Here is a 15,776-nt window from a genome sequence, read left to right as displayed (position 1 = left end):
GAGGCGTACGGCCTGCCGGCCGAACTCCCGGTCGGCTGTTGAGCCTCCGACCTCGATACTCGATCGCGCCTTGCGAAGCCCGCCTGGACGCAACTGAGGAGCAGAGGTGCATCAGGGCGTCGGTCGCCCTGCGCGGGTCGCCCCGCTGTCGAGCGGCGCACGATGTTCGGCACGGGCCCGGTCACGGACCGCCGACCGCACCCGGGCCGAGCCGCCCTCGACCAGGTCCACCGCGACCTCGCCACCCTGCCCACATTCTCGACGAGGACGTCCTTCCGCTCACGCAAATCGGCCCACGGCGAGGAGTCCGAGGCCAAGAAAAGCACCTCTGACTGTGCCGACCGCTGCCACTGCCGTGCGCTGACACGACGACCCCGGCTGCGCCCTCGGTCACCGTCGACTGAGCGCGTCGACGAAGACACGGCTGAGTCGCCCCGTAGGCCGGGGCCGTGCACCATGGAAAGTGACCCGAATGCCACGCTTTCGCGGAGGTGAACCGCGATGACACTGCCCGTTCGACACCTGCCCGGCAGCCTGCTGGAGAGGCCGTTCCCCGGGCTCGGATGGAATGAACCGGTCACGGCGGAGTTCGACGAACTGTTCGAGAGGATGAACCGGCTGCTGGGATCGGCCGCCATCGCGCCGGCAGCACTCGCCTTGTCGCCCGCGGCGGACATGCGTGACACCGATGACGCCTACGTCGTCGAGGCCGAGCTTCCCGGTGTCAAGCGAGACGACATCGACATCGCGATCAGTGAGCGGGAACTGCGCATCACGGGCGACTTCAAGGAGAGGGAACGCGAAGGCGTACTGCGCCGTAGCACCCGGCGCACCGGGCACTTCGAATACCACGCCCTTCTGCCCGCAAATGTCAAGGCCGACGAGGTGAGCGCGGCACTCAGCGACGGCGTACTGACCGTCACTCTCCCCAAGGCGCAGGCCACCAAGCCGCAGCACGTCGAGATCTCCGAGCCCTGACGGCTCCCCGGCACGGACGGGGACACCAGGCTGGACTGCCCTGCGCCCCGCCGAGCGACCGTTGTCTTGCCAGGGCGGGGCCGAACCGCGTCGCCGGCCCGCTCGTGGCTGCCCTCGGCGGCCCGGACCAGTACCTCTTCGGCAACCTGACCGTCTGCGGCAGCCGAACCACCCCCGACACCGGAGAAACAACCCTGTGCGACCCCACCGAAGCACAGCGGCGACTCATCCGTGACGTCCACGGCACTGTCTCCGAGGAAACCGCAAGCGCTCGGCAGGTCCGGACGGCGCTGCCTCCACGGTCGGCCACTCCGCTTCCACCCACAGCAAACCCGACGCCTGCACCCGCGCGAGGAGGTCTGGTCGAAGAACAGGCGCACGGCCCGCCCGGACATGGCAGCCGATCCACTACGGCCTGATCGACCCGCCGAGTGACGGCCCGGTCCGGCACCGCCTCGAAAGGGAGCAGGACATGACGCAGAACCACTCACCCGATGCCGCCCTCGGGCCGGAAGCCCGGCTGAGCCGGCTGGAAGCACAGGTCGCGACCCTGGCCGAGGCCGTCCGGGCACTCGCCCAGGGACTGGAGAGCATCCCGTCGGAGGACACTGCGCCCGAGGAAGCGGCACGCGGCGCACGACTCGCCCACGAACTCCTGCTTTCCCAGGGCCTGTAGACGCGCGGGGGCGCCGGAGACGACAAAGCCGACCGCAGGTGCCGACACCGGTTCCCGGCCGGCACCGGGAACGTACCAGCCGGAGAAGACACCGGGAGTCGTGCGATGACACATGCGCAAGAACCCAAACCGATCGTGGCCGGCATCGACCCCGATCCCGGCAGACGCACGGCGCTCGCCTGGGCCGCCGACGAGGCGGACCGCCGCCGTCTGCCCCTGCTGCTGGTCCTGGCGCAGAACGTACCGACCCCTGGGTACCGGCCGACGGGCGGACGACCGTCCTGGGAGGAGTGGAACGAAGCGCTGCACGTGACAGGGGACCGCGTGCTGTCGGAGGCGGTGACGTTCGTCAAGTCCCGGCATCCGCAGGTGCAGGTCGCCGGGCTGCTGGCGGAGGGGCATCCGGCGTGGGTTCTGCGCGAGCAGGCGCAACACGCCACGGAGGTCGTGCTCGGTTCCTGGCATCTGAGCGCCCTCCAGGAGCTGTTCACCGCTGCCGCCGTCGCCCTGCCGCTCATCGCCCACGCGCCCTGCCCCGTGGTGGTCGTCCCCGAGTCGGCGCACATCACCCAGCAGCCGCCGTACTTCGTGGTCGGGGTCGACGGCAGCCCTCGCTCCGCCGCCGCCGTCGACTTCGCGTTCGAGGAGGCCGCCCTATGCGGCGCGGTCGTGCGGGCCCTGTACGTATGGCACGCCCCGCTGCTCGGAGTCCTGGACGAGGACGCGGCCATCCAGGAATGCCGTCGGCTGCTGTCGGAGACGGTGGCCGGGCGTACCGCCGCCCACCCGGAGGTGGACCTGCGTCACGAGGTCGTGCAGGGCCACCCGGTACAGGTTCTCGCCAAGGCGTCCGAACACGCGCTCGGGCTGGTCGTGGGCACACGCGGGCACGGCGGCTTCACCGGCATGCTGCTCGGCTCCGTCAGCCAGGGCGTACTCCACCACGCCCACTGCCCTGTCATCACCATCCCGCACACGCACCTCCAGTAATACCTGTACCGGGTGGCCGCGGACCACGACGGCCCGTGTACGAGCGCCGGTCGTCGGCCCTCGTACACGGGCCGAAGCGACGACCTCGGCAAGGTCCCCGCCGGGAGCCTCCGCCTACGTCGGCGGCTGGAGAAGCCCATCACCCTGGTCGGCTGCGGCCGCGAGGCCCAGACGCCGCGCGAACGCCTCCTCGCTGCGCGCCAGTGCACGACGCAGCCCGTCCTGTAGATCCGCGTAGCCCGCGGACGTGACCGTCTTGCCGGTCTCGTTCGGGACGGGCGGCTTCCGGCTTGCCACGCCCCGGTCGACGAGCAGCCGCGAATCGTCGCAGTGCGCCACATGAGCGATACGGCGCCTGGTGACACGGCCCGCCCAGGTGCCGGCTCGCGGTCACAGACCATCGCGCCGCCCGGGAGCGGTACGCATCAGCCAGTTCACCGTTCGGCTGACGTCCGAGAGCGAGACGATTCCGACGAGCCTGCCGTCATCCACGACCAGGACCCGGTGCTCGGCGCCCGGCTGCATGCGCGGCAGCAGATCCGCCAGCGGGCTGTCCGGCCCCACCACGGTGACCTGAGTCAGCGGCACCATCACCTGCCGCACCGCCACGGCGTGTGCCTCGGTCCGCGGCACCTGTCTGGCACTGTCGAGGGTCACCAGACCGACCGGGACCCCGGCGGCGGTCACCGGGAACGCCGAATGCCGGTAGCGGAAGCGCGGATCCGTGAGGAATCCCGCGACCGTGGTGTCCGCGGGAACCGTGAGAGGTCCGGACGTCATCGCGTCACGCACCGGCACGCCGGCCAGCACCCCGCGCAGCTGGGCCTGCTGTCCCTCGGTGGTGGCGGCCGCGATGAGGAACCAGCCGATCAGTGCCAGCCAGAGGCCGCCGAACGCGCGGCTCGTCAGGAACGTGATCACACCGAGCGCCACGAGAAGCCACCCGAAGAACCGCCCCGCCGCGGTCGCCCCGGCTGTCGCCCGAAGCCGGTCCCCCGTGCGCCACCACAGGAACGCGCGCAGCAGCCTGCCTCCGTCGAGCGGGGCGGCGGGCACCGAGTTGAAGATCGCCAGCAGCACGTTGATGCCTGCCAGCCACGCCACCATCTCCACCACGATCCCGGACGCGGACGCCAGGTCGAGCAGCCAGGCACCGAGTGCGAAGAGCCCGCCCAGCAGGAGGCTGACGAGGGGGCCGACGCCGGCGATCCTCAGCTCCGCGCCGGGGCTGGACGCCTCGGCCTTGAGCCGGGCCGCTCCGCCGAGCAGCCACAGCACGATGTCGTCCACCTCGACGCCGTTGCGCCGGGCCACGACGGCGTGCGCCAGCTCATGTGCGAGCAGGGAGGCGAAGAAGACCACGGCGGTACAGAGGCCGGCCGCCCAGTACACCGCCCAGGCACGCCCCGGATACGTCTCCGGGAGGCGGCCCTGCGACAGGCCGAACGCGATGATGCCGAAGACGAGCAGCACGCTCCAGTGCACGCCGACCCGGACTCCTGCGATCCGTCCCAGAACGAACGTCGCCCTCACAGCGCTCTCCCCAGCTCAAGCCGTCATCCCGTCGTCCGAAAGGCAGCCGCCCCGCTCCGGCCACCACTTCGTCTCGCCGTCGTCCGCCTCGTACCGTCGGACGAGGCAAGCACACGGATCCCGATCCCCATCGCCGTGCTCGTCGGGAGTGATGCGCGGTGTGCGCACCATGTCGTCGTCGATCACACGCCCGCCCCGGAAGATCTCGCCGCGCGGATCCTGCCCACTTCCAGTACACCCTCGGGCCCACGGCATCGCGCGCCGACCGGGCCCGGAAACATGGAGAGCACCTCGGGTCGGAACGACGGGGCGTCCGGTCGCACTGCCGCCCGCCTCCGGGCACTTGCCTCAACTGGCATGCCGGACAGGCCGGTTCCAAGACTGTGAGACGTGGTCCGGAACAACGAGGAGGTCGAGGCGCTCCTTCAGGAGTACGCGGATCTCATCGCCATCACCGGAGGCGAGGCGTTCAAGGCGCGCGCCCACGAAAAGGCAGCCCGCGCGATCGGCGGCCATCCCGCCGATGTCTCCCACCTCGACGTCGCGGGTCTGAAGGAGATCCCGGGAGTGGGCAGACCGATCGCCGAAATCGTCACCCGCCTCCCACCATCCGGCCCGGGCGGGTGTACGACCACTGGTGCACGTCGAGCCACCATCCCAGCGTCACTCCGCCGTGCCCTGCCACCATTCGCTGTCCGAGGGGCCGCCGATCGGCCTCACTCCGGGTGCGGCACACCGACCGGGCAGTTCCCGGCCGTCGGCAAGCCGTGGAGTCACCCGCGTGGGACGACGGCCACCGGGCAGTGCGCGTGCTGCAGCAGGGCGTGCGTGACCCGGCCCAGTGCTCGGCCTGTGTGGTGCGCGCGCCTGCGCGCGCCCACCACCACGAGATCCGCGCGCAGGGACTCAGCCACCAGTTCGCCGGCCGGCGAGGGGACCCGCGCAACCTCTTCGGTCACCTTGAGGTCCGGGAACTCCTCCCGGACGGCGCCGAGCATGCGGGTACTCGCCGCGGCCTCCGCCTCCACGGCCACCCGCACCACGTCGGCCATGGGTGCCATGCTCCCGACGTACTGGAGGTAGGTCCACGTGCTCAGCAGACGCAGCGACGCCTTGCGCCGCCTGGCAGCCTCCCCGGCGAAGCGCACCGCCTCAAGGTCCTCTTCGTCCCGCACGCCCGCCACGACCACCCCGCTCGAGGGCCGCTCCGTACCCCGCACGACGACCACAGGGCACCTGGCCTGTCCGGCCACGGTCAACCCGACCGAGCCGAGCAACAGAGCGGAGAAACCGCCCAGCCCCCGCGAACCCACGACGATCGTCGCCTCGGCAGCCGTGCCGCCCGGGGCTTGCGGAGCCTCCGACGCGGCCGCCCGCAGCAGGCTGTCGGCCGCGGGCTCCCGGCCGATCTCTGTGGAGACCGCCAGTCCGGGCGCCCTGCCCGAAGCCGCGGCCGCAGCCTCGCCCAGCAGGGACCGTGCCGCTTCACGGACCCGCCGGGTGGTCTCCGCGGAAAGGCGTTCCGCCAGGTCGAGGTCGACGGCGCACACGATGTGCAGGGGCTGATGCCGGAAAGCGGCTTCCTGCGCCGCCCAACGCACGGCGCGTGCCGCTGCGGCCGAGCCGTCCGTCCCCACCACCACCGGCCCCTCAGACATGCCTCACCAGCTCCTCCCGGCACGGGGCGAGACCCACTCCGCCGGCGATGTCACGGGAGGTGTCCGGGCAAGCGCAGACGCAGGGTCCCGGTCGTGCGTACACAGGATCGAGAAAGGTCAGCTCCACGATCGCTCCTCGTCACGGTGGCTCGTTCACACCATCCCGATTTCCTGCTCCTCCACCTCCCGGCCGCCGCATGCGCCGACACCCCGAATCCGCGTCCGCCACTTCCAGTAGACCTCCCGGCCACCGGCATTGCGCGCACAGTCGAGCGCCGATCCAGAGTCACGGCAGCTGAGGCAGCCGCGATCGCGGACAGCCCCGGACGGCTGCGGCAGTGCCTCCGCCACGGCGTGCGGCCCCTCGTGCACGGCGCCGGCACCGCCAGGCCCTGGAGACCGTCAGTTGCAGGGATTCGGCGCTGCGACCACCGGGGCAACGCCGAGCGCCAGGTGTCAGCCTCAGGGAGGCGTTCCCCGTACCAGTGACCGTCGACCGAGTCGGCGGCCCTGCGGAGGCCGGGCCACGAGCCGGGGCCGGGGCCTCTCGGCGGTGCGGACGCTCTCCGAGAGGCGGACAGTGGAGAGGGGGTCTGTGCCGCGAGCATCCGAGAAGGGAGCGGGACATGCTGCATCGATTGGTCGGAGACCTCATGACCTCGGCCGTGGTGAGTGTGCGGCAGGACACGGGCTTCAAGGATGTCGCCGAGCGCCTCGCAAAGCACGACATCACCGCGGTACCCGTCATCGACGAGCAGGGCCACCCGGTCGGGGTGGTGTCGGAGGCGGATCTGCTGCGCAAACAGGAGAGCCAAGCCGATCCGGGCGGACATCTGACCGCCGCGCACCTGCTGCCTGCGGAACGTGCCAAGGCCCACGCACTGACCGCGGAGGGGTTGATGACCAGCCCGGCGGTCACGGCCCGACCACAGTGGTCGGTCGTGGAGGCAGCCCGTGTCATGGCCCGCCACCACGTCAAACGGCTGCCCGTCGTCGACGACGCCGACCGAATGGTGGGCATCGTCAGCCGTGGCGACCTGCTGCGTGTCTTCTTGAGGCGAGACGTCACGATCTACGAGGAGATCACGACGGATGTTCTCACCCGCGCCCTCGGCCTGTCTCCCGGCGCGGTAACCGTCCAGGTCAGCGACGGCCGGGTGACGCTCAGCGGCACGGTGCCGCAGGAGAGCCTGATCCCCGTCGCGGTACGTCTGTCCGAGAGCGTCGACGGTGTCGTCGACGTCACGAGTCACCTCCGGCCCGCTCCCGACCTGACACCTGACACCTGACACCTGACACCGCAGCCGGTAGGCCACGGCGGTGGCCCCCTTCCGTGACGAGGACGGGTTCAGCCGCGTTCCAGGCGGGTGGTGGGGCCCGGAAACCTCCGCCGGGCAGTGCCCGGCGCTCATGAAGATCGACGTCCGGATGTCACCTCGGTGAACGCCGAAGTGGTGGTCGGTCAGGGCACCGCCGTTCCACGGTTTCCCCGCCGAGGCGGGAGCCCGGGCAGCACCGTGGGCGGGGCCTGCGGACGCGTTTCGGCGGGTTCCTTCCGCACCGGACGACCGGAGAGGGCCGCGACGACGTCGAATGCCGTCAGGACCCCGGCCAGACGGCCGTCTTCCTCCAGCACCGGGAGCGCGTCGACTTCGGTACAGCTCATGAGATCGGCCGCGTGGCGTACGGTCTGCTCCACGTGTACGAGCGCCGGCGGCCTGTGGCCGCGCAGGAGGTCGCCCACACGCAGGCCTGACAGCGAGGCGGCCGGTGCCGCACAGGCGACCGCCACGTCGGCCCTGTTCAGCAGGCCCGCACAGCGGCCGTCCGGACGTACGACCGGAAGATGACGGGAGCCGGACCGCTCCAGCAACTCCCAGGCCACGAGCACGGTTTCGTCGACAGTGACCGTGACCACAGCGGTGCGCATCACGACGGCGACCGTCCGCGCCAGGACCTCCCGCTCATCGTGGACCGCCCCCGGCTGCTGCTCCATGGCTGTCTCCTTCCTTGTCTGCGAAGACGGGCCAATTCCACCTCTGATCACCGCGCAGAGTCGACCGGACAGACCGATCCACCAGGAGGACCAGGATCCTCAGCCCCAGGGTCCCTCCGGCGCGGCCCGCACCTGTTCAGCGGGCTCCAGGCCGCCCGGAAGCCGGACAGAACTCCTCACGAGCGAGCCGTTCGGACCCGGCGTCCGTCGAGTGGCCACTGCGGACCGAACGGGGGGAGGCTGGAAGCAGGCGATCCATGGTCCCGACGTTGCCGGCAGCGGTCCTGATCGCCGAGAAGGCCGCTACTGCGCGGGCCGTCCAGCGGATGGGAGAAAACCCATGAGGGTCGGAGTACTGACCGGCGGCGGTGACTGCCCCGGCCTCAACGCCGTGATCCGCAGTGTTGTCCGCAAAGGCGTCGACGAATACGCCTTCGACTTCGTCGGCGTGCGGGACGGCTGGCTCGGTTTGCTCCAGAACGATGTCATACCGCTGGACATCTCCAGCGTGCGGGGGATCCTCCCCCGTGGCGGAACCATCCTCGGCTCCTCCCGCACCAATCCGTTCACACACGACGAAGGGCTGCGACGCGTACAGGACACCCTTGCCGCGCACGACGTGGACGCGCTCGTCGTGATCGGCGGCGAGGACACGCTCGGCGTGGCCACCGAACTGAGCCGTCAGGGAATCCCCATGGTCGGCGTGCCCAAGACCATCGACAACGACGTCTCCTGCACCGACTACACCTTCGGCTTCGACACCGCAGTCGGCATCGCGACCGAGGCCATCGACCGCCTCCACACCACCGCCGAGTCGCACATGCGCGCCCTGGTGGTGGAGGTCATGGGGCGGCACTCCGGGTGGATCGCACTGCACGCCGGCGTCGCGGGCGGCGGCAACGTGATCCTCATCCCGGAGCGGCCCTTTGACATCGATCAGGTCTGTGAGCAGGTGAAGAGCCGATTCAAGATCAACTATGCGCCGATCGTCGTGGTGGCCGAGGGGGCCGCCCCGAAGGAGGGGCAGATGGTCCTCAAGGATCAGTCGCTGGACGAGTTCGGCCATGTGCGGCTGTCCGGCATCGGCGAGTGGCTGGCTCGGGAGATCTCGGGGCGCACGGGCAAGGATGCCCGCACCACGGTGCTGGGGCACATCCAGCGCGGCGGCACCCCGAGCGCCTTCGACCGCTGGCTGGCCACGCGCTTCGGGCTGCACGCCATCGACGCGGTCAAGGACGGTGACTTCGGCGTCATGGTCGCCCTGCAGAGCACCCGGATCGTCCGCGTCCCCCTCGCCGACGCCACGGCGAAGACCAAGCTCGTCGACCCGTCGCTGTACGACGAGTTCGAGGTGTTCTTCGGCTGACCGGCCCGCCGCCCACCGGACCGCTCCCGGTCCGCGATCCGCCGTTCCGCCGTTTCCCCGACAGACCTCTGGACGGCCGTCATCCGGCGTGCGGTACGACCGCCACCGGGCAGCGGGCGTGGTGCAGTACGGCGTGCGTGACCGGGCCCAGTCGGCCTTCGGCCGCCTGCGGATCGGTGCGGCGGCCCACGACGAGCAGGGCCGCTTCCCGGGACGCGTTCAAGAGTGCTTCCGCGGGCTGGAGCAACATGACATCGGTGCGGACCGTCACGCGGGGGTACTTCTCCTGCCAGACGCGCAGCGCGTCCGAGAGCCGCAGAACCTCCTGGTCCTCCCACGTGGCGCGGTCCTCCTCGGTCACCACCAGAGTCCGCGGAGAGACCGCCTCGGCAGGAAACGCCCATGCCTGGACCACCCGCAGACGCGCTCCACGCGCCTCGGCGGCAGAGAACGCGAAGTCCGCCGCCTCCCCGACCGGGCGATGCGCGTCGAACCCCACCACCACCTGGGCAGTGTCGCCTTTCGCGCGCGTCCCCTCCCCGAAGGCACTGGGCCGCTGGGGAACCAACACGACAGGGCACGGGGCTGCTGCCGCCATCCGCAGGGCCACCGAGCCGACCGTGAGACCGTCGAAACCGCCCGTCCCCCGTGTGCCGACGACAAGAAGCCCGGCAGCGCGGGCCGCAGCGAGGAGAGCCGGGGCCGGGGCGTCGTCGGCCTGCTCGCCCCGCACCTCGACATCCGGGTAACGGTCGACCAGGTCGGTGACCATTCGCTCGAGCATGCGCGCACCCATGTGACGCAGCCGGTCCAGGGCCGGGCGGGGCACGACGGTGCCCGGAATGGACGGAAAGGCATGGAACAGGCGCAGGGGGACGTCGCGCAGTGCGGCCTCCCGCGCAGCCCAGTCGGCTGCCGTCGCACTGCCTTCGGACCCGTCGACGCCCGCCAGCACAGGGTGACTCATCGTGTCCTCCTTCGCCCGGCCTGCACCTTCACGGGCGGTACACCGCCCTGCCTCCCCTCTTCCACTGTTCCACGGCAGGACCGCTCTGGCTCCCGGACCGGCAGCGGGGTCCGCGATGCTCCTGGCAGGCCCCGCACCGCGGCCGATCCAGCAGATCGTCACGCAGCGGCCGGCAGGATCCAGCAGCCGCCCCGGCGAGCATCCGCCCCGATCCCAGCCCGGCCGCAGTGTTTCCACACCCTGGCCCTGGTCCGCATGCCGCACGTTGTGCGCCCGCAGGACAGCCCACGGGTGTCGTCCCGTTCGGCGGAAGACCACTGGCCGTCGGCAGCGCCGACGATCACGCTCGATCTGGTGGGCCCATGCCCACGTCAGCCGCTCACCGCTCGCCGTCAACGAGCTGGAGAAACACAAGCACCAGGAGAACTCCGTCATGGAAATACCTGTCGTGACCGCGTGCACGGTCGAGGACTGCGCAGGGAACGGGACCACACGTGCCCCGCTCTGGCCATCACCGTGGGCGACATCCCGCACGCGCACTGCGGCACTCGCTTCACCTCCCGGCCCAGGGGCGGCGGCCCGTCCGCCGGGAACAGCGCGCGGCACCGGGCTCCGGCCTCACGACGGGGCGGGTGGTCAGCGGTGCGTGGGCGACGCCGCCGTATTCGCGAACAGCCGGCCTCCGTCGGCGGGGCCGAAGGACCGCACTGCTGCGTGCGGCCGGGGCCGGCGCCTGGAGAAGGACACCCGCACGGCGTGTACGGATTCGCGTGGGCCCGGCGGTCGGGGGGAACCCGGGACTCGCCTCTGGCACTTCCGAACGACCGGAGAGGTGAGCTGATGACCGACATACAAGGCTTGCTGGGCGACGAGGCCGGGGATCTGCTGACCTATACCGCCCACGGGATTCCCAAGGAGGACCTGGTACTCCCGGGTCATGACTTCGTCGACCGGACCGTGGCCGCGACCGACCGCTCGCCCCGGGTGCTGCGCAACCTGCAGTCCCTCTTCGACCACGGCCGGCTGGCCGGCACGGGGTACGTGTCGATCCTGCCGGTCGACCAGGGCATCGAGCATTCCGCCGCGTCGGCGTTCGCCGCCAACCCCCGCTACCTCGACCCCAGGAACATCGTCGAACTCGCCGTCGAGGGCGGATGCAACGCGGTCGCCAGCACACTCGGCGTGCTCGGAGCCGTGTCGCGGCGTTACGCCCACAAGATCCCCTTCATCGTGAAGCTCAACCACAACGAGCTGCTGACCTACCCGAACCACTACGACCAGATCATGTTCGGCAACGTCGAGCAGTGCTTCGAACTCGGCGCGGCCGGTGTCGGCGCCACGGTCTACTTCGGTTCGGAGCAGTCGGACCGCCAGCTGCAGGAAGCCAGCGAGGTCTTCGCGCGGGCCCACGAACTGGGCATGTTCACCGTGCTGTGGTGCTACTTGCGCAATGCGGCGTTCAAGAAGGACGGCGTGGACTACTCGGTGTCGGCCGACCTCACCGGTCAGGCCAACCACCTCGGCGTCACCATCGAGGCCGACATCGTCAAGCAGAAGCAGCCGGAGAACAACGGCGGCTACCCCGCGCTGGACTTCGGCAAGACAGACAAACGCCTGTACGACAGGCTCACCACCGACCACCCGATCGACCTCACCCGCTGGCAGGTGGCCAACTGCTACATGGGCCGGGTCGGACTCATCAACAGCGGCGGCGCCTCCGCGGGAAAAGGGGACCTCGCGCAGGCCGTACGGACAGCGGTGATCAACAAGCGGGCCGGCGGCACCGGGCTCATCACCGGCCGCAAAGCCTTCCAGCGGCCCACCGAGGAGGGCATCGAACTCCTCCAGGCCGTCCAGGACGTCTACCTCGACAACAGCGTCACTGTGGCCTGACCGAACTTCACCAAGGCCGAGCCCGACGACGCGGAGCATCCCGGCCCGGAGTCCGTGCCGGATGATGCTGATCCGTTGGGAGAAATTTCGGAGATCAACTCTCCGTCCGCTCACGCACTCGGCCCCGGACCAGGAGTCCGAGGCCGAGTAGGAGCCCCCTGGGGAAGAAGCCCCAGGTGAGAGCGGTATCGCGTTGTGCCCCGGCAGGATTCGAACCTGCGACACCCGTCGTGCCCGAGGGCGCGAGCGGCTAAGCCGGTGTCTGGCCTGTCGCCCCGCTCGTCCCTCCTCGAGTGGTCGGCTTCAGGGAACGGCTGCCCCACGAGCACAAGGCGCGGCAAGGCGATGTTCCGCGATCGCCTACGGCACGCCAGGCTGCCCGAGTCCGTGGCGTCCCCGGCCGAGCCGGAGAACTTCCTCGCGGTCATGGAGTCGGTCCTGCGCGCATACGGACTTCCGCTCCTGGACGACACTGCGAGAGTCGCTGCTGGTGGACCTCGGCTACGTTGATTTCGACGCCCTGGCCCAGGCCCGCGACCGCGCCGGGCGTGCCCCCGTGGTGCCCGACTTGGTGTGCGACACACTCGCCCTGGAAGTCGGACTGCGGAGCCTTGCATGAGCAGCCTGGACATCGTTGAACCAGAACACCTGGCAGCGTCCAACCTCTTCTCCCGTGGCCGCGATTGGGCCTCCGTCCAGGCAGCAGGCGCGTGTCGAGACACGGTTGAGGGCTGACGACGTGACCATCAGCTACCAGTGGGACCTGCGGACTCAGATCGACACCACGCGGCGGCACGGGGTTTTCGCATCCGCCGAGGAGACCCAGGATGTGATCCGACGCCACGGGCACTTCTTCCCGGACCGTCTGGACGAGGTCTCGAAGAAGATGCACAAGCGCCGGTCCAAGCAGCTGGCCAAGGCGAAGGCCAAGCTGGAGAAGGCGGAGAAGAAGGCCCGCAAGACTGCCGAGGCCGTGGCCGTGGCCGTCCTGGAGGATCCCGCGGCGTGATGTGTGCCTTACGCGTGCTGTGCATGACAGCAGGGGTCGCTTCTGCGGCGCGGCGGAGCGCCCTGCTTTCGGGCTGCTAGGGCAGGTCGCGGCGGACCAACGCCTGAGCGAACGGTTCTCCGGTGGCCCGGGCGTAGGCCATCCGCTCGCGCACCTCGCTGAGGGTGCGTGGGCGGTAGCCGGGGCCGCCGCAACAGCTCTTGTGGAAGCGCACACCGGCGTGCAGCAGTACGGAGAGGGTGCGCCAGGCGGCGGTGTCCCGCCTCTTGGGCGCCGCGAAGGCGGAGCCGACGTGGATCAGTGGTTCGGCACAGCGTGGACAGACCCGGTCGTGGCCGTGGTAGCCAGGGTAAGTCTGCTTGTACGAGGCCCGGCAGGGCAGGCAAACGTACGAGGTCTTTCCATGGGCCATGCGGCAAGGGTAGAGCCGCCGCAGGGTCGGGCTCGACAGATTTCCGGCATGCTGTACAGGCTCTTCAGTAACGGTGGGGCAGCGACGGCCGACCGTACTTGCTTCTACTCGCCGCCTCGGAGTGCTGCGTCGATGGCGTCAGCAGCATCCCCCGCGGCCAGCTCGCTGATATCCCTGGGGACCTCGCGGTCGTCATACACGAAGAGTCTTGCGTCGACGACGTGGGTCTTCGGGTGCCGGCCGAGACGACGGCCCGCCTCGCGTGCAGCACGACGGACGTCCTTCGGTTCGCCCATCTCCTCAAGATCGCCGCTGCTAAGGATCAGCTGCCCGTGGTAGCCCCGGTAGCGAGGCTTCAGTGAAGCCCGCATCAGGCCCTCCAAGCGGTCGACCAGCTTCTCGTACGGGCGCCGGGCCGGCTCGTCCTTCGCGGGCATCTCGCACAGCTCCCCACCTCTGCCCGCAGCCGCACAGGTGCCATATGTGTGCTGCGAGTACGAAGGCCCTCCGCCCCTCGGACGGAAGGGCCTCTGACCGGGCGTTTTGCTATGCCCCCGGCAGGATTCGAACCTGCGACACCCGCTTTAGGAGTGGGATTGGATCCTTGCCGGGGGATGCCGGAGGCCGCCGTGTGGAGTTGTTGCACCTGATCAGCGCCACGCGGCATTGTGCTCAGTCCCGCTCGTTGGCACCTCGTGCCGGACTGTTCGCTCACGCGCCCGGTGCTCTCACCCACGGTGGAGCGGGCACTGGCGCACGCGAGCCCAGCAAGATCTACAAGGAGCTGGCTGGTGTCCTGCGCCCGAAATCCTTTGGTAGATCGATCTCGTCTCGCCGGCCGGATTTTCGCCGTCGGCCAGGCGTGTTGACCGTCCGCGGCTCAGCCAGAACTGCCTAGGAACTTCCGGCGCAGGACACTAGAGCAGCCCCCTGCAGGAATTCCAGTTGGCGTAACCCCCAGCTTCGATGAAGCAGACGTACAGCCCCACGTCGCGGACGTTGTACCCGCGTCCGTCCTTGGCATAGCCGGGAGTGTTGTTGAAACCGTTGGTGTCGCTGCCGAGCTTGGTGAGTGAGTGGTACTTCCACTCTCCGCTCTCCCACTTCTGGTACGTGGTGAAGAGCCCCGCGCCCCTGCCGTCGGAGCAGTTGTCCCAGATCTTGAAGTCCCAGCTCGTGTTGTAGAGCGGGTAGCCTCCGGCCGTCCCGACCCGCTGATAGTCGTAGGCGCCGACGACTGAGGCGCAGCCGTCGGCCGTGGACTTTTCATAGTCAGCGGCCTGAGCCTGGCCGGAGAAGGCCAGGACCAGTCCTGCGGCGGCGGCCGCGACCGCGAGCTTCTTCCGGGTGCCTATGAACGGCATGCCTCGTGCCATGGTCGTCTCCTGAAAGTGAGAGTGTGACGGGAACGTCCCGACGCGGCGCGTTCGGGCAACGGTCACGGTCGCCTGCCCGGTGAGACTGTCTCAAGGGGCAGTGTTTGGAGCGCGCCCGAGGCGATGTTGCCCGGCTGGATCGAAAGTAGCTGGGGGGCTATTCCCTTTCGTCCACCCAGGACTTGAACTTCGTCTACAACCAGTGTGGTTACCGGTGTACAACCTAGGGTGTAGCTCGGGCGGCAGGCCGGATTGACGGGATTGCGCACCGAGTGCGGACCGGAGTGCGGTGGCGGGACCTGCCCGAACGGTCGGCCCGTGGAAGACGGTATGCGAACGGCACCGGCTGTGGTCGGCGAGGGCCCCCGGGAACGCCTGCCCGCTCACGCAAAACGGCCCCGGACGGAGAAGTCCGAGGCCGACCAGCGTGCCTCCCGGGGGAGAAACCCCAGGTCAACGGCGTAAAGCATCGTGCCCGGCAGGATTCGAACCTGCGACACCCGCTTTAGGAGTTCGATCAACGGGGCTTCAGGAGCTTCGAATGCCTGGAAGGCATGGCCGTCAGGGGCCGCTCGTAGCTGCTGCTGTCTGCCGTTGTTGATGTCAGATGTGGATGTCAGGCGGGCCGAGGCACTATGTTCACTGCCCGGTAGGCGTAGCCGTCTTGCTTGAAGCCAGGGGCCTCCCATTGGAGATCTACACGTTGTCCCGGCGACAGCGTATGGAAGCCCTTCGTCCGGATGTCGGCGTAGTGGCCCCAACAACCGCCGGGTGTCTCGGGAGAGTCGAGTACCCCCCACCCTTCCTCGTCGTGCCACTCACGGACAGTCGCAGTCACCATGCAGCGACTCTACGGGTGCCGGCTGCGCCGACGTATCGGGGACCTCAGCTTGGGAAGCTCAGGGCATCTGGGGCTTGCTCC

General features: G+C 69.6%; 16 protein-coding genes, 1 tRNA gene and 1 pseudogene. 8 read left to right on the top strand and 10 right to left on the bottom strand.

Annotated features, from left to right (window positions below; translation table 11 throughout):
• The first annotated feature begins 501 nt into the window (after window positions 1-501).
• The 3 genes from OG289_RS22305 to OG289_RS22295 all read left to right on the top strand — a co-directional run bounded on the left by OG289_RS22305 (window position 502) and on the right by OG289_RS22295 (window position 2,644).
• A complete protein-coding gene (locus OG289_RS22305; RefSeq protein ID WP_327315801.1) occupies window positions 502-978 on the top strand; it encodes an Hsp20/alpha crystallin family protein in 477 nt (158 codons plus the stop codon).
• Between the two features lie 472 nt (window positions 979-1,450).
• The gene (locus tag OG289_RS22300; protein ID WP_327315800.1) at window positions 1,451-1,654 is read left to right on the top strand and encodes a hypothetical protein; all 204 of its coding nucleotides are present in this window, start codon (window positions 1,451-1,453) and stop codon (window positions 1,652-1,654) included.
• 105 nt (window positions 1,655-1,759) lie between these two features.
• Window positions 1,760-2,644, top strand: a complete 885-nt coding sequence (locus OG289_RS22295) for a universal stress protein (RefSeq protein WP_327315799.1) — start codon at window positions 1,760-1,762, stop codon at window positions 2,642-2,644.
• Between the two features lie 114 nt (window positions 2,645-2,758).
• On the opposite strand, the gene OG289_RS22290 is transcribed toward OG289_RS22295, so the two are convergent.
• Window positions 2,759-2,941 (bottom strand): hypothetical protein, encoded by a 183-nt coding sequence (locus OG289_RS22290; RefSeq protein WP_327315798.1) that lies wholly within the window; start codon window positions 2,939-2,941, stop codon window positions 2,759-2,761.
• 93 nt (window positions 2,942-3,034) lie between these two features.
• On the bottom strand, window positions 3,035-4,177 hold the full coding sequence (locus tag OG289_RS22285; protein WP_327315797.1) for a site-2 protease family protein: 1,143 nt from the start codon (window positions 4,175-4,177) through the stop codon (window positions 3,035-3,037).
• A 390-nt stretch (window positions 4,178-4,567) separates the two neighbouring features.
• Between OG289_RS22285 and OG289_RS22280 the strand changes: the two are divergent.
• A pseudogene (locus OG289_RS22280) lies at window positions 4,568-4,714 on the top strand (helix-hairpin-helix domain-containing protein); the annotation flags it as partial.
• A gap of 236 nt (window positions 4,715-4,950) precedes the next feature.
• Here the strand turns inward: OG289_RS22280 and OG289_RS22275 are convergent.
• Window positions 4,951-5,835: a universal stress protein gene (locus OG289_RS22275; RefSeq protein ID WP_327315796.1), complete on the bottom strand. Its 885-nt coding sequence runs from the start codon at window positions 5,833-5,835 to the stop codon at window positions 4,951-4,953.
• Between the two features lie 626 nt (window positions 5,836-6,461).
• Between OG289_RS22275 and OG289_RS22270 the strand changes: the two genes are divergently transcribed.
• Window positions 6,462-7,124: a CBS domain-containing protein gene (locus OG289_RS22270; protein ID WP_327315795.1), complete on the top strand. Its 663-nt coding sequence runs from the start codon at window positions 6,462-6,464 to the stop codon at window positions 7,122-7,124.
• 173 nt (window positions 7,125-7,297) lie between these two features.
• Here the strand turns inward: OG289_RS22270 and OG289_RS22265 are convergent, their stop codons facing one another.
• A complete protein-coding gene (locus OG289_RS22265) occupies window positions 7,298-7,831 on the bottom strand; it encodes a CBS domain-containing protein (RefSeq protein ID WP_327315794.1) in 534 nt (177 codons plus the stop codon).
• 340 nt (window positions 7,832-8,171) lie between these two features.
• On the opposite strand from OG289_RS22265, the gene OG289_RS22260 reads away from it, so the two are divergent.
• Complete coding sequence (locus tag OG289_RS22260) at window positions 8,172-9,197, top strand: 6-phosphofructokinase (protein WP_327315793.1); 1,026 nt, start codon at window positions 8,172-8,174, stop codon at window positions 9,195-9,197.
• 79 nt (window positions 9,198-9,276) lie between these two features.
• Here the strand turns inward: OG289_RS22260 and OG289_RS22255 are convergent, their stop codons facing one another.
• Entirely contained in the window at window positions 9,277-10,164 is an 888-nt protein-coding gene (locus OG289_RS22255) for a universal stress protein (RefSeq protein ID WP_327315792.1), read from the bottom strand.
• 840 nt (window positions 10,165-11,004) lie between these two features.
• On the opposite strand from OG289_RS22255, the gene OG289_RS22250 reads away from it, so the two are divergent.
• Both OG289_RS22250 and OG289_RS22245 read left to right on the top strand, forming a co-directional pair.
• Window positions 11,005-12,057 carry a class I fructose-bisphosphate aldolase gene (locus tag OG289_RS22250; RefSeq protein WP_327315791.1) on the top strand — a complete coding sequence of 351 codons (1,053 nt, stop codon included), beginning with the start codon at window positions 11,005-11,007 and terminating at the stop codon, window positions 12,055-12,057.
• A 739-nt stretch (window positions 12,058-12,796) separates the two neighbouring features.
• Window positions 12,797-13,066 carry a hypothetical protein gene (locus OG289_RS22245; RefSeq protein WP_327315790.1) on the top strand — a complete coding sequence of 90 codons (270 nt, stop codon included), beginning with the start codon at window positions 12,797-12,799 and terminating at the stop codon, window positions 13,064-13,066.
• Window positions 13,067-13,142: 76 nt separating this feature from the next.
• Here OG289_RS22245 and OG289_RS22240 read toward each other — a convergent pair whose 3' ends face one another.
• The 5 genes from OG289_RS22240 to OG289_RS22220 form a co-directional block, all read right to left on the bottom strand.
• Complete coding sequence (locus OG289_RS22240; protein ID WP_327315789.1) at window positions 13,143-13,478, bottom strand: deoxyxylulose-5-phosphate synthase; 336 nt, start codon at window positions 13,476-13,478, stop codon at window positions 13,143-13,145.
• Window positions 13,479-13,582: 104 nt separating this feature from the next.
• On the bottom strand, window positions 13,583-13,915 hold the full coding sequence (locus OG289_RS22235; RefSeq protein WP_327315788.1) for a hypothetical protein: 333 nt from the start codon (window positions 13,913-13,915) through the stop codon (window positions 13,583-13,585).
• A gap of 112 nt (window positions 13,916-14,027) precedes the next feature.
• Window positions 14,028-14,103, bottom strand: a tRNA-OTHER gene (locus OG289_RS22230).
• Window positions 14,104-14,395: 292 nt separating this feature from the next.
• Window positions 14,396-14,854, bottom strand: a complete 459-nt coding sequence (locus OG289_RS22225; RefSeq protein WP_327315787.1) for a Tat pathway signal protein — start codon at window positions 14,852-14,854, stop codon at window positions 14,396-14,398.
• Between the two features lie 616 nt (window positions 14,855-15,470).
• A complete protein-coding gene (locus tag OG289_RS22220) occupies window positions 15,471-15,695 on the bottom strand; it encodes a cold shock domain-containing protein (protein WP_327315786.1) in 225 nt (74 codons plus the stop codon).
• Between the last annotated feature and the right edge of the window lie 81 nt (window positions 15,696-15,776).

The organism is Streptomyces sp. NBC_01235, assembly GCF_035989285.1.
GTDB lineage: Bacteria > Actinomycetota > Actinomycetes > Streptomycetales > Streptomycetaceae > Streptomyces.
Note: the sequence above shows the minus strand (reverse complement) of the source record. Positions and strands in the feature narration are given on the sequence as shown.